The organism is Williamsia sp. Leaf354, assembly GCF_001424365.1.
Lineage (GTDB): Bacteria > Actinomycetota > Actinomycetes > Mycobacteriales > Mycobacteriaceae > Williamsia_A.
The window spans coordinates 98226-109994 of record NZ_LMPL01000001.1; the positions used below are offsets into that span (position 1 = coordinate 98226).

Here is an 11769-nt window from a genome sequence, read left to right on the forward strand (position 1 = left end):
CCGAGCCGGGACTACTCGGCGGGCATCTGCGCGGGGTCCATCCACACGACCTCCCACGCGTGGCCGTCGAGATCACGGAAGCTTCGGCCGTACATGAACCCGTGGTCCTGCGGATCGGTCCACTGCGACCCACCGGCTGCGAGGGCCGCGTCGGCGAGGGCGTCGACGGCCTCACGGCTGTCGGCGGAGATGGCGAGCAGCGCCTCGCGTGAGGTCGAGGTGTCGGTGATGTCGCCGTCGGCGAGGAACGACCGGAAGCGATCGGTCTGCAGCATCATCACGGTCGCCATGTCGCTGAGGACGACGCTGATGGTCGTCTTGTCGGAGAAGGCCTCGTTGATGTCGAACCCGAGACCGGTGAAGAACGAGCGGGAGGCCGAGACGTCGGCGACGGGCAGGTTCACGAACAGCATGCGGGACATGGGGGCTCCTCCTGAGTGTGGTCACCGCGGGGTCGCGGCGGGTCACCGATGAAGACCCGGGTCGAGGCGAGAACTCATCGGTACCGTCTCGGATCAGTCTTTGGCCGGATGCGCGCACGGGCATCGATGGGTCACGATGGGTCGACCATGTCGATCTCTGCGATGCCGGGTCCCGGGAGTCCGCCGGCCGGCGGTCTGCGCCGCCCCTGGCTGCCGGGTGCGGTGCGCGCCGAACTGGAGGACGACCCGCGGCCGCTGACTGGCCGTCGCAGTCCCCGCGACGTCGTCGTCGACATCCTGGTCATCGCCCTGGCCGCGTTCATCGGACTCCTCGGCGCCCTGCCGTACTTCCACGGGCACACGATCGACCTGCCGGTGGACCTCGTCGTGGGTGCGATCGGCTGCCTGTTGCTGGTGTGGCGCCGACGCTGGCCGCTGCCGATCGCGATCATCGTCAACATCATGTCGATCCCGTTCGCGGGCGCCGGCGGAGCGGCGTACCTGGCGATCTTCTCGCTCGCGGTGCATCGCCCCTTCCGACACACCATCGGCGTCGCCGCGCTCGGTATCGCCGCGGGCATGGCCAACCTGACGATCATCGGTGACGACAACGGCTTCTTCTTCAACGCCACGTTCCTGGTGCTGTTGATCGCGGTGGCCGTCGGATGGGGTACCTCGGTCCGCAACCGCCGACAGCTGCTGATCTCTCTCGCCGAACGTGCCCGCCGCGCGGAATCCGAACAGCGCGAACGACTCGGCGCCGCGCGGGCGACCGAACGCGAACGCCTGGCGCGGGAGATGCACGACGTGCTCGCCCACCGGATGAGTCTGTTGTCGGTGCACGCGGGCGCCCTCGAGTACCGCCCCGATGCTCCTCCGGAGGACATCGCGCGCGCCGCCGGGGTCATCCGCAGCGGCGTCCACCAGATGCTCGAGGACCTGCGCGACGTGATCCTCATGCTGCGTGAGGAATCCGACGACCTCGCCGCGCAGACACAGTCGTTGGCCGACGTGCCGAGCCTGTTCGCGGAGGCCCGGCAGGCCGGCGCGGTGATCACCCCGCACATCGAGGTCGATCGCAGCGACGACGTACCCGGCGTGGTGGGGCGTGCCGCGTTCCGGATCGTGCAGGAGGGTTTGACCAACGCGCGCAAGCACGGTGGCCGGGTACCGGTGGCCGTCGACATCGCCGGTGGGCCCGGACGCGGGTTGTCGATTTCGGTGAGCCAACCGCTGAACCACAGCATGGGACTTCCCGAGATACCCGGCACCGGAACGGGTCTGACCGGACTCAACGAGCGCGTGACCCTGGCCGGGGGCGAGTTGGCGCACGGCGTCGTCGACCACCGGTTCGTGCTGCGCGCGCGACTTCCCTGGGAGACAGGAGCGATGGGTGCCTGAGGCGATACGACTCCTTCTCGTCGACGACGAGTGGCTGGTCCGCGCGGGGTTGCGCACCATGCTCAGCGGTGACCCCGACATCGAGATCGTCGGCGAGGCGGCCGACGGCGACGGGATCGCCGAGCTGGTCGCCGAGACCGGTGCCACCGTGGTCCTGATGGACATCCGCATGCCCGGGGTGAACGGGCTGACCGCGGCCGAGCGCCTCAGCGCGTTGCCGTCGCCGCCGCACGTGGTGATGCTGACGACCTTCGACGCCGACGATCTGGTGGTCGCCGCGTTGCGGGCCGGGGCCGACGGGTTCCTCCTGAAGGACACCCCGCCTGCCGATCTGGTCGCCGCGTTGCACGCCGTCGTCGCCGGGGATCCGATCCTGTCGCCACAGGTCACGCGACGGTTGATCGAACAGGTCACCGAACCCGATCGCGACGCGCGCTCGGCGACCGCGACCCGCCAGATCGCCGAACTCACCCCCGGGGAGCAGCGCGTCGCCGTCGCTGTCGCACAGGGACTCTCGAACGCCGACATCGCGCGCGAGCTGTTCGTGACGGTGGCGACAGTGAAGAGCCACATCTCGCACATCCTCGACAAGTTGGCGTTGACCAACCGCGTGCAGATCGCCCTGCTGGTGCACGACGCGGGAGTGCAACGCACCTGAACCGGTGATGTCCATTGTGTCCGATTGGTGCACAAAGGCTTTCGGATCACTAGGTGGTCGCGCGCCTCTGTGGTAGGCAGTGTCGATGAAGAAACTGCTGACCGTCCTCGTCCTGCTGCTCGCGCCGGTGCTGATCGTGTCCGGTTGCAAGTCGTCGTCGGATTCGGCGTCGAGCAGCGCCGCCCCGACCAGCGCCGCGGTGAGCGGTTCGGCGGACGCGGGTTCGACCGACTGCCCGACGAGCAACACCACCTCGTTCGCGAAGACCAAGTTCGTGCTGCACAGCGGTCTCGCGTTCGGCGCGTTCCACCGCTACCTCTACAAGCCCTACAAGGCGGGCACGTTCAAGAAGGGCGCCGACGGACGGATCACCGCCACGGTCAAGGGCGGTGTCGCGGCCCTGTTCATCAAGCGTGAGGTGCGTCTGGCGAGCGAGGACGTGAAGGCCAACCCTACGTTGTGCAAGGCGATCGCGGCGCCGCTGGCCAAGGTCGGCGACACCGTGGAGGCCGCGTTCGACAAGCTCAAGGGCGGCGACGCCTCCGGGGTCGACGCGGTGAACTCGTCGATCAGCTCGATCAGCTCGTCATCGAGCAAGAACGGCGTCGACATCACAGAGGACGACAACCCGAACATCGGCGGCTGAGCCGCCCCGGGTCACAGACGGCTGAGCCGCCCGGGGTACAGGCGGCTGAGCCGCCCCGGGATCAGGCGACGGCGCGCATGGCGACCTTGTCGCCGCCGGGATGCGTCGCGGGCGCGGGTGCCGGGATGGCGCGGGTCGTCATCTCGGTGAGCAGGTCGACGAGGTTGCCGCCGAGCGCACGGGTGACGGCACCGACGACCTCCGACGACGCCTCCTTCTGGCCGCGCTCGATCTCCGACAGGTAGGTCATCGAGACGCCGGCCCGCTCGGCCACGTCCTTGAGGGTCCGTTCCTGACGGCGACGCGCCGAACGGAGGGTGTCGCCGAGCAGCTGGCGCAGCAGTGGGGCCGGTTCCGGGTCGGCCGGGGCCACCACGTGGAGATGATCTGCCATCGATGCCTCCGGCTGTCGTCGGGATACGTTCTCCCCAACGTAGTGCGGCCCCGCCAACGCATGCCGTACCGACGAGCCGATTCCGCTCACAGCGGATCGCCCCCGACGACGGCGTCGATGCGGGCCGCGACCCCGTCCAGCACGACACCGAGACCGAACGCGAGTTCGTGCTCGTAGAACTCCGACGGCTCCCCAGCGCGGATCTCCTGCGCGGCGCGCAGGAGTGCCGGGTAACGCTTCTCGTCGACGACCGCGGCGATCGTCGACTCGTAGGAACCGTCGTCGGGCGTCGGCGTGCCGTCGGGTCCGATCGCCCCGAGTTGCATCGCCTGGCGGACGTGATTACGCACGAAGCCGTCGAGGACCAGGAGCGACGACAGGGTGTCCTGCGCTCCGAGTGGCGTGGCCTCGAGCGCACGCACCCCTGCCTCGGTCCAGGCCAGCACATGCGGGGTGAGCGGCGCCGCGGTCAGCGGCACCGACACCACCCACGGGTGGGCGACGAGAGCATCGGCCAATGCCCGTGACCACCGGTGGGCCCGCGCGCGCCATTCCTCGCCCGCACCCCAGCGCAGGGTCGGCCGACCGTAGGCCTCGTCGAGCATGACCATCAGCAGCTGGTCCTTGGAGTCGACGTAGCGGTACAGCGACATCGTCGTCATGCCGAGTGCGGCGCCGACGGCCTTCATCGACACCGCGTCGAGTCCGTCCCGGTCGGCGATCGCGACGCCCGCCGCACCGATGTCCCTGATCCCGACACCGGGCTTGGGCCCCCGCCGCACCTTGACCTCGCGGTCCCAGAGCAGTTCGAGATACCGCGGGAGTGCGGGGGTTTCGACGGTCATGCCGCCATCGTAGAGGAACTGCTTGCGTTGTACGCAGATACCTCCTACCATCAGCGTGCGTCATAAACAGTTAATGCCATACACAGATAGGAGATGCCGATGTCCGCTCGTCGATCACCGTGGTGGGGCCTGGTCGCGTTGTGCCTGCCGATGCTGCTCGTGTCCATGGACGTCTCGGTCCTGTTCTTCGCCGTCCCGTTCATCTCCGCCGACCTCGATCCCAGCCCCGCCCAACAGCTGTGGATCTTCGACGTCTACGGGTTCGTCCTGGCCGGGCTGCTGCTCACGATGGGCGCGGTGGCCGACCGCGTCGGCCACCGCCGACTGCTGATGGTCGGCGCCGTCGGGTTCAGCGCGGCGTCGATCCTTGCCGCCTACGCCGACAGCGCCACCACCCTCATCGCCGCCCGGGCACTGCTCGCCGTCGCCGGCGCCACCCTCATGCCGTCGACGTTGGCGCTCATCCGCCACCTGTTCGACGACGCGAGGCAACGGGCCACCGCCGTCGCCACCTGGTCGGCGGTGATGTCGGGCGGGGTCGCCGTCGGACCGATCATCAGCGGCTTCCTCCTCGAGCACTTCTGGTGGGGCTCGGTCTTCCTCATCAACGTCCCGGTGATGGTCGCCCTCGTGGTGGTCGGTCCCCTGCTGCTACCCGGCGGCACCGGCGATCGGACACGTCGGATCGATCTGGCGAGTTCGGTTCTCGCCCTGGCGACCCTGCTGCCGATCGTGGGTGGGGTGAAGGCACTGAGCACCGACGGTGTGAGCGTCGTCCGTGTCGGACTCATCGCCGTCGGGGTCGTCGTCGGCGTCGTCTTCGCGCGGCGTCAACTCCACCTCGAACACCCGTTGATCGATCTGCGGATGTTCGCCGATCGCCGCTTCGCCACGTCCATCTGGATCAACCTGATCGCCATGTTCGGTGTCATCGGGAACGCGATCCTCATGACGCAGTACCTGCAGTCGGTGCTCGGGTTCTCCCCGTTGCGTGCCGCCCTCTGGAGCCTGGCACCCAGCGTGGTGGTCGCGTTCGCAGCGCCTGCCGCGACGAGCCTGGCCGCGCGCCTCGGTCGACCCGCGGTGATGAGCGGTGGTCTGCTGGTCGCCGCGGCGGGTTTCGCGGTGCTCGCCACGATGACCGGTACCGCCTCGCTACCGGCGGTGCTCGTCGGTGCGGGACTGTTGGCGGCGGGACTGGTCGCGACGACCGCGTTGGTGGCCGATCACGTGGTGGGTGTCGCACCGGCCGATCGGGCGGGGTCGGTCGCCGGATTGCTCGAGACCACCAGCGAACTCGGCGGTGCGCTCGGCATCGCCGTCCTGGGTTCGGTCGTCAACGCGCTGTATCGTCACGCTTTCCCCGCCGGCGTACCCGGCGCCGACCCGGCCGCACGCGAGAGCCTCGCAGGTGCCGTCGCGACGGCAGGGCGCATCGGGGACGGCGTCGGCCGCGACATCCTCGACGCCGGGCGCGACGCCTTCGTCTCCGGTCTGCACGGTGCCTCATTCGTCGGCGCCATCCTCCTCGCCGTCACCGCGATCGTCTGCCTGCGCATGCTCGGTGTACGCGACCGCGCACCGGAGGTCAGGAGCGAGGTCGATGCCTGAGATCCGACGGAATCGACCATGCCTCCGCGGCACCCTTGCTACCGTACATATGCCCGGTACTGCAGAATCCGGTGCCGCAGGCGCACTCCACGCCCGTTCTCGTCGTCAGGGGGACCGATGGTCACCGTCTCACGCACTGCACGCATCCGCCTCGGCTCGGTCCTCGCCGCAGCCACCGTCGCCACCGGTGTCGGTCTCGCTCTCCCCGCGACGGCCAACGCCGCACCGGTCACGAAGACGATCACCGTCGACGCGAAGACCGCCGGGTCGAACGGGGTCTTCGCCGACAGCGGCGTCGTCGCCGTCGCGGGCGCCCCGATCACCGTCAGCGCCACCGGAACCGCCACCTATGACCCCACCATCACCCCGGTCGGACCGAACGGGCGCACCGGTGTCGTGTGCGGTTCACCGAGTTCGCCCTGTGTGATCGGCGGCCAGAACTACGTCGCCCTCATCGGCAAGGTCGGGACGGCGACCCCGGTGCTCGTCGGCGCCGGACCCACGATCCTCTCCGGCACCGGGCCGGTGACGTTCGCGATCAACGACAACATCAACGGCTACTTCAACAATTCGGGCAGCTTCACTGTCACGCTCACCTACACGCCGCCCTGCACCGGCATCTTCTGCTTCGGTTCCTAGGGCCCGACCCGATCCGACCTGCCGGTGGCGCACCCGTTGCGTCACCGGCAGGCCCATGCCCGCGATGATGGACACATGGGTGTTCTCTATCTGGTCCGGCACGGGCAGGCGCGTGCGCAGGCGTACGGCGCGGGCGCATGGGCACAACACGAGGGCGGTCTCACCGAACTCGGCGCCGACCAGGCACGTCGGGCCGGCGTGGCGCTCGCCGCACGTGTCGGCCGCATCGACCACGCCGTGTCGGGTGACCTGGCGCGACAGCGCGAGACCCTGGCCCGCATCCTCGCGGAGTTCCCCACCGCACCGGACGGTGACCTCGAACCCCGCCTGGATCCGCGGTGGAACGAGTACGACCTCGAGGCCATCATCAGCGACACCGACCGCACCGAGAGCCCGGCCGAGAAGCGGTTCCAGGCACACCTCGACGACTCCCTGCGGGACTGGATCGCCCGTCGTGTCGCCGGATCGGAGACGTGGGATGACTACCGGTCGCGCGCCGATGCCGCGATGGACGACGCTGTCGCACAGGCGGGTTCGGGGCGCACGGTGCTGGCGGTCTCCTCGGCCGGCACCATCTGCGCGGTTCTCGCCCGCCTGTGGGGCCTCGACGATGAACGCTGGCTCACCCTCGCCCGCACCATGATCAACACCTCGATCACGAAGGTCATCGTCGGGGGATCGGGCTGCTCGATCGTGTCGATCAACGACCACGCCCACGTCGACCTCGTCGCCGACCGGTCGCTGATGACCTTCCGCTGAGCACTCAGCGCAATAGGTCGGAAACTCGCAGCGCGAGGTCCATCGCGGAGTCGATCTCGGCGCGGCGTGCGGAGACGCTTTCGATATTGATTCCGAACGGGATACGCATTCTCCGGCAGTAGTCGGCCAGGTCGGCGGCAGCGGCGAGGGCGTGCGCGTGCGATGTCGCCAACGGATCGAGCGAGTTCGCCACATCGTTGTCGACCCACGTCGGGACCGAGATCCCCAGCCACCGCATGAACTCCAATGTCGTGAGCGAGCCCGCAACGGAGAACGTGAGCACGATGGGCACCGGGGCGATACCGCGCCGCCGGCATTCGAGCCGGTAGTCCGACAACAGGTTCTTCGCCGCGTTGACGTCGTAGATGATCTGGGTGATGAAGAACGAGCAGCCTGATTCCTGCTTCGCGATCAGCTTCTCGTGTTCGCACCGATCCTTGGTGTGTCGTTCCGGGATCGCAACCCCGCCGAGAGTGAGTTCGGGCCTGCGTTCATCCCGTAACGTGTATGCCCGACGCAACGACGTGGCGCCCACCTGGTCTGCATTGGACGCACCGACGAACACGCTGGAGACCTCATCGGGATTCTGCTGGGTGAGCCACGCGCCCAACGAATCCTCGGTGTACTTGCCCACCGCTCGATAGATGATCTTCCGTCCGGTCCAGCCGTGGAGATGCTGCGTCACGAACTCCGACGCGTCCATCGTCGGCGAGAAGGGGAACGGCCGCTTGTCAGGGTTCCGCGCCGACTCGTCGGCGATGTCGTACACGACCAGAGCGTCGGGCGAGATCGCCGTCAAACGCCCGATGGTCGCCGCGGCGATCTCCTTCGCGCGCTCAGCGGACACCGTCTTCCGGGGCGGTGTGATCGCGAAGAAGAGTGGTTCACCCGTACCTGCTTCGCACCATGTCTGCCGCTTCACGGCTCGACCCTACGATCTCTGGCACGGCGGCGCCCATTGCACCGATCCCAGGATCAGTCCGACGTCTGCAACGCCCGGAGTCCCGTGGCCATGAACTCGGCGGTGGCCTCGGCCGCCTTCTCCGCACCCGCACCCGACGACGACCCCTGTAGGGCGCGGTAGGCGATGCCCTCGCCGATCACACCGAGTTTGAAGTTCGCCAGTGCGAGATAGAAGTTCCAGTGCGCCATGTCGATCCCGGCGGCGGTCGCGTACCGCTGCGCGAGTTCGTCGGTGTCGGGATAGCGGTCGCTGGTCCATGCCGCCGACAATCCCAGCACACGGTCGAAGATGGGCTGGCGGTAGACGCACATCAGGGCGACATCGGTGAGCGGATCGCCCAGCGTCGACATCTCCCAGTCGACCACCGCACGAACCACTCCCGGGTCGTCGATGTCCAGGATCGTGTTGTCCACGCGATAGTCGCCGTGCACGATCGCGTTCGCGCTGTCGGTGGGGATGTTCTCGGCGAGGGCCGCGGCGAGCTTCTCGACATCCGGCAGCTCGCGGGTCTTCACGATCTCCCATTGCCGGGTCCAGGTCTTCACCTGTCGCGCGACGAAACCCTCGGGCCGACCGAACTCACCGAGCCCGACCTCCACGTGGTCGACCGCGTGCAGATCGGCCAGGCTCCGGATCAGCGCATCGACGTTGCGGTCGACGGTGGCGTCATCGAGCGCGTCGAGGTCACCGGCGGACCGGATGACCGTTCCCTCGACGAACCCCACGACGGTGCACGGGGCGCCCAGTACGTCGCCGTCGGCGTCGAACGCGACTGTCGGGGCGACCGGGACCGCGGTGTGCTGCAACGCCTGTGTCACCGTCCACTCACGGTTCATGTCGTGCGCCGAGGGGGTGAGTCCACTCGTCGGCGGGCGCCGCACCACCCACTTCGTGGTGCCGTCGGAGGCGATGAACGTGAGGTTCGAACGGCCACCGGCGATCAGCTCGACCTCGAGATCGCCGGCGAGGTCGATGCCGTGGCCGGTGAGGAATCGCGTCAGCGCCGCGACATCCATGCCGGGCAGGTCGGCCGACGGGCTCATCGAGCGTTCTCCGCCTGCTCGCGACCCGTCTGTTCCCTGTCACGATCGATCTTCTTCTTCGCCTTGCCCACAGCACGTTTCGCGAGCGCCCAGCGATGCACCTCCGACGGTCCGTCGTAGATGCGGAACGGCCGGAGCTCCTGCTGCAGACGCGCCAGCGGGAGATCGTCGGTCACGCCGGTGCCGCCACACATCTGGATGCTGCGGTCGAGCACACGCGAGTACGCCTCGGCGGCGAACGTCTTCGCGATCGAGGTCTCGTCGCCGGCGTGATGACCGAGATCGAGTTCGTGGCAGGCCTTGACGAGCAGGGCGCGTGAGGCGGCGAGGTCGATCACGTTCTCGGCCACCATCTGCTGGATCATGCCCAGATCACCCAGTCGGGTCCCGAACGCCTCGCGGCGGGCGACGTAGTCGACGGCCACCTCGTGCGCGCGCACGGCGACACCGAGCCACCGCATCACGTGCGTCATGCGGGCGGGACCGAGCCGCACCTGGGCGTAGCGGAAGCCCTCGTCGACCTCGCCGAGCACGTTCTCGTCTGGCACGAACAGGTCGTGGAACCGGATCTCGCAGTGGCCGCCGATGCCGGCCTTGTCGATGGTGCCGACGTGACGGACGATCTCGATCGCCGGGTCGGGTGCCGGCGCGAGGAACATCGTGGCCCCGCCGCGACTGCCGGGCTCGCCCGAGGTACGCGCCATGATGATGTAGAAACCCGCGCCGTCGGCACCGGTGATGAACCACTTGTGGCCGTTGATCTTCCAGCCGCCGTCGGTGCGGGTCGCCGAGCTGCGCAGGGCCGACGGATCGGCGCCGGCGCCGGGCGCGGGCTCGGTCATCGCGAACGCCGACCGCACGTCACCGGCGGCGAGCGGGGCGAGGAACTGCTGCTTCTGACCCTCGCTCGCGATGTGGGAGAGCATGTGGACGTTGCCCTCGTCGGGCGCGCCGATGTTCAGCGCGATCGGACCGAACATCGACCGACCGCCGGCCTCGAACACCGGTGCGCGATCGGACATGTTGTAGCCGAGGCCGCCGTACTCCACCGGCGCGTGCGGCGCGAAGATGCCCGCCGCCTTGGCCTTTCCCTGCATCTCCACGCGGAGGTCGTCGCCGCCGGCCGCGGTCATGTCGCCGGCGAACTCGTCCTCGAGCGGCAACACGTAGTCGGCGATGAAACGCTCGGTGGCCGCGACGGTCTCGGTCACCTCGGTGTCGTATCGAAGTTCGACAGCCATTGGCGTACTCCTACTCCTCGGTCCGCTGGTGCGGTGCTGTGATCGGTCAGTCGCGACGCGCGGCGTCACCGACGTAACCGACGGTGGCGCGGGCGATCCCGCGGAAACGGGTGACGATCTCGTCGGGCGAGAGACGTCCCTCGGGCTTGTACCAGGTCGACACCCCGACGCACATGGTGGTGACGGCACGTCCGGTGTCCTCGGGGACCTCGGTGATGAAGACCCCGGCGCGCACACCCGCGATGATGATGTCGTCGACCATCCGCTGCTGTTCGCGTCGTTTGCTCGTGTAGTTCTTGCGATAGTCGTCGTCGAGGCTGCGGATCTCGGTCGACCCGATGAACGCCTGCGCGCGGCGATGGATGTGGAACTGCAGGAGTGTCTCGACGACGGCGTCGAACCGGTCGACGGGGTCGTCGCCCGCGGCGGCGATCGACTGCTCCGAGCGCCACAGCAGATCGGCCATCGTCAGTTCGAGCAGACCCTGCAGCATCGACTGCTTCGACGGGTAGTGGTGGTAGAGGCCCGGCACCGACAATCCGGCCCGCGCCGCGATCTCCCGGACCGACGTCCCGTGGTACCCCTGCTCGGCGAAGGCCGCGAGCGCGGCGGCCAGCGGCACGGGGAGATCGGCCCGGCCGTAGTCACGCCAGGCCTCGGTCACGGCCAGCGGCGACTCTTCGGTCATGGGACCAACCTAGTGCGCCGACGCCCCTGGGTGTCACCCAGTCCCTACCGAGCGTTCGCCCGGGCGTGTCCGTGCAGGTCGAGCGGGTGAGCTCAGGTCGCCAGACCTGCGATCACGGCGATCAGCGACAGAACGACGACGCCGATGATGACCGCCCACACATGCCCCGGACCGGGCATCGGGGCGCCGTCGCGGAGGGCCGCGGTGGTCCGCCGCCACCGCACACCGCCCGCGACCGCGGATCCGGCGCCGAGCACGATCAGTCCGATCCCGACGACGTCGCGCACGCTCTGCGAGGAGAAGTCGGGCAGCACATGGAGGACGGCCATCCCGGCGGCGATGAGCCCGAGGGCGGTGCGGATCCAGGCGAGCACGGTGCGCTCGGCGGCGAGGGTGAACCGGGCGTCGACGGAACCGGGTGGGCGGTGGTCGCGCGCGTCGGTGTCGTCGCTCATGGC

Annotated in this window: 14 protein-coding genes; 6 read left to right on the forward strand and 8 right to left on the reverse strand. The window is 68.8% G+C overall.

Annotated features, from left to right (window positions below; translation table 11 throughout):
* Positions 1-11 precede the first annotated feature (11 nt).
* Positions 12-422, reverse strand: a complete 411-nt coding sequence (locus ASG12_RS00445) for a VOC family protein (protein WP_055784067.1) — start codon at positions 420-422, stop codon at positions 12-14.
* Between the two features lie 147 nt (positions 423-569).
* On the opposite strand from ASG12_RS00445, the gene ASG12_RS00450 reads away from it, so the two are divergent.
* From ASG12_RS00450 to ASG12_RS00460, 3 genes are all read left to right on the forward strand, one after another.
* Positions 570-1823: a sensor histidine kinase gene (locus ASG12_RS00450; RefSeq protein ID WP_055784069.1), complete on the forward strand. Its 1254-nt coding sequence runs from the start codon at positions 570-572 to the stop codon at positions 1821-1823.
* Positions 1816-2481 (forward strand): response regulator, encoded by a 666-nt coding sequence (locus ASG12_RS00455; protein WP_156377860.1) that lies wholly within the window; start codon positions 1816-1818, stop codon positions 2479-2481. Before ASG12_RS00450 ends, ASG12_RS00455 begins: the two co-directional genes overlap by 8 nt.
* Positions 2482-2566: 85 nt before the next feature.
* On the forward strand, positions 2567-3127 hold the full coding sequence (locus ASG12_RS00460) for a hypothetical protein (RefSeq protein ID WP_055787288.1): 561 nt from the start codon (positions 2567-2569) through the stop codon (positions 3125-3127).
* 61 nt (positions 3128-3188) lie between these two features.
* On the opposite strand, the gene ASG12_RS00465 is transcribed toward ASG12_RS00460, so the two are convergent.
* Positions 3189-3521 (reverse strand): helix-turn-helix domain-containing protein, encoded by a 333-nt coding sequence (locus ASG12_RS00465; protein ID WP_055784071.1) that lies wholly within the window; start codon positions 3519-3521, stop codon positions 3189-3191.
* 86 nt (positions 3522-3607) lie between these two features.
* Positions 3608-4366, reverse strand: coding sequence for a TetR/AcrR family transcriptional regulator (locus tag ASG12_RS00470; protein ID WP_055784073.1), 759 nt, complete (start codon positions 4364-4366; stop codon positions 3608-3610).
* Positions 4367-4465: 99 nt separating this feature from the next.
* Between ASG12_RS00470 and ASG12_RS00475 the strand changes: the two genes are divergently transcribed.
* The 3 genes from ASG12_RS00475 (at position 4466) to ASG12_RS00485 (ending at position 7375) form a co-directional block, all read left to right on the forward strand.
* Positions 4466-5977 carry an MFS transporter gene (locus ASG12_RS00475; protein ID WP_055787292.1) on the forward strand — a complete coding sequence of 504 codons (1512 nt, stop codon included), beginning with the start codon at positions 4466-4468 and terminating at the stop codon, positions 5975-5977.
* A gap of 117 nt (positions 5978-6094) precedes the next feature.
* Positions 6095-6616 carry a hypothetical protein gene (locus tag ASG12_RS00480; RefSeq protein WP_055784074.1) on the forward strand — a complete coding sequence of 174 codons (522 nt, stop codon included), beginning with the start codon at positions 6095-6097 and terminating at the stop codon, positions 6614-6616.
* A gap of 75 nt (positions 6617-6691) precedes the next feature.
* Complete coding sequence (locus tag ASG12_RS00485) at positions 6692-7375, forward strand: histidine phosphatase family protein (RefSeq protein ID WP_055784076.1); 684 nt, start codon at positions 6692-6694, stop codon at positions 7373-7375.
* 4 nt (positions 7376-7379) lie between these two features.
* Here ASG12_RS00485 and ASG12_RS00490 read toward each other — a convergent pair whose 3' ends face one another.
* From ASG12_RS00490 to ASG12_RS00510, 5 genes are all read right to left on the reverse strand, one after another.
* Positions 7380-8222 (reverse strand): methylenetetrahydrofolate reductase, encoded by an 843-nt coding sequence (locus ASG12_RS00490; RefSeq protein WP_200932709.1) that lies wholly within the window; start codon positions 8220-8222, stop codon positions 7380-7382.
* A 128-nt stretch (positions 8223-8350) separates the two neighbouring features.
* Entirely contained in the window at positions 8351-9382 is a 1032-nt protein-coding gene (locus ASG12_RS00495; protein WP_055784080.1) for a phosphotransferase family protein, read from the reverse strand.
* The gene (locus tag ASG12_RS00500) at positions 9379-10623 is read right to left on the reverse strand and encodes an acyl-CoA dehydrogenase family protein (RefSeq protein ID WP_055784082.1); all 1245 of its coding nucleotides are present in this window, start codon (positions 10621-10623) and stop codon (positions 9379-9381) included. The genes ASG12_RS00495 and ASG12_RS00500 overlap by 4 nt, the downstream gene beginning before the upstream one ends.
* 46 nt (positions 10624-10669) lie before the next feature.
* The gene (locus ASG12_RS00505; protein ID WP_055784084.1) at positions 10670-11311 is read right to left on the reverse strand and encodes a TetR/AcrR family transcriptional regulator; all 642 of its coding nucleotides are present in this window, start codon (positions 11309-11311) and stop codon (positions 10670-10672) included.
* A 92-nt stretch (positions 11312-11403) separates the two neighbouring features.
* Positions 11404-11766 carry a YidH family protein gene (locus ASG12_RS00510; RefSeq protein ID WP_055787294.1) on the reverse strand — a complete coding sequence of 121 codons (363 nt, stop codon included), beginning with the start codon at positions 11764-11766 and terminating at the stop codon, positions 11404-11406.
* Positions 11767-11769: the final 3 nt, after the last annotated feature.

What these genes read in the sequence shown, in the direction of transcription:
- ASG12_RS00450 (WP_055784069.1), top strand. Translation starts at nt 570, where the DNA reads ATGTCGATCTCTGCGATGCCGGGTCCCGGGAGTCCGCCGGCCGGCGGT.
- ASG12_RS00465 (WP_055784071.1), bottom strand. Translation starts at nt 3,521, where the DNA reads ATGGCAGATCATCTCCACGTGGTGGCCCCGGCCGACCCGGAACCGGCC.
- ASG12_RS00480 (WP_055784074.1), top strand. Translation starts at nt 6,095, where the DNA reads ATGGTCACCGTCTCACGCACTGCACGCATCCGCCTCGGCTCGGTCCTC.
- ASG12_RS00510 (WP_055787294.1), bottom strand. Translation starts at nt 11,766, where the DNA reads ATGAGCGACGACACCGACGCGCGCGACCACCGCCCACCCGGTTCCGTC.
- ASG12_RS00505 (WP_055784084.1), bottom strand. Translation starts at nt 11,311, where the DNA reads ATGACCGAAGAGTCGCCGCTGGCCGTGACCGAGGCCTGGCGTGACTAC.
- ASG12_RS00470 (WP_055784073.1), bottom strand. Translation starts at nt 4,366, where the DNA reads ATGACCGTCGAAACCCCCGCACTCCCGCGGTATCTCGAACTGCTCTGG.
- ASG12_RS00485 (WP_055784076.1), top strand. Translation starts at nt 6,692, where the DNA reads ATGGGTGTTCTCTATCTGGTCCGGCACGGGCAGGCGCGTGCGCAGGCG.
- ASG12_RS00475 (WP_055787292.1), top strand. Translation starts at nt 4,466, where the DNA reads ATGTCCGCTCGTCGATCACCGTGGTGGGGCCTGGTCGCGTTGTGCCTG.
- ASG12_RS00495 (WP_055784080.1), bottom strand. Translation starts at nt 9,382, where the DNA reads ATGAGCCCGTCGGCCGACCTGCCCGGCATGGATGTCGCGGCGCTGACG.
- ASG12_RS00445 (WP_055784067.1), bottom strand. Translation starts at nt 422, where the DNA reads ATGTCCCGCATGCTGTTCGTGAACCTGCCCGTCGCCGACGTCTCGGCC.
- ASG12_RS00460 (WP_055787288.1), top strand. Translation starts at nt 2,567, where the DNA reads ATGAAGAAACTGCTGACCGTCCTCGTCCTGCTGCTCGCGCCGGTGCTG.
- ASG12_RS00500 (WP_055784082.1), bottom strand. Translation starts at nt 10,623, where the DNA reads ATGGCTGTCGAACTTCGATACGACACCGAGGTGACCGAGACCGTCGCG.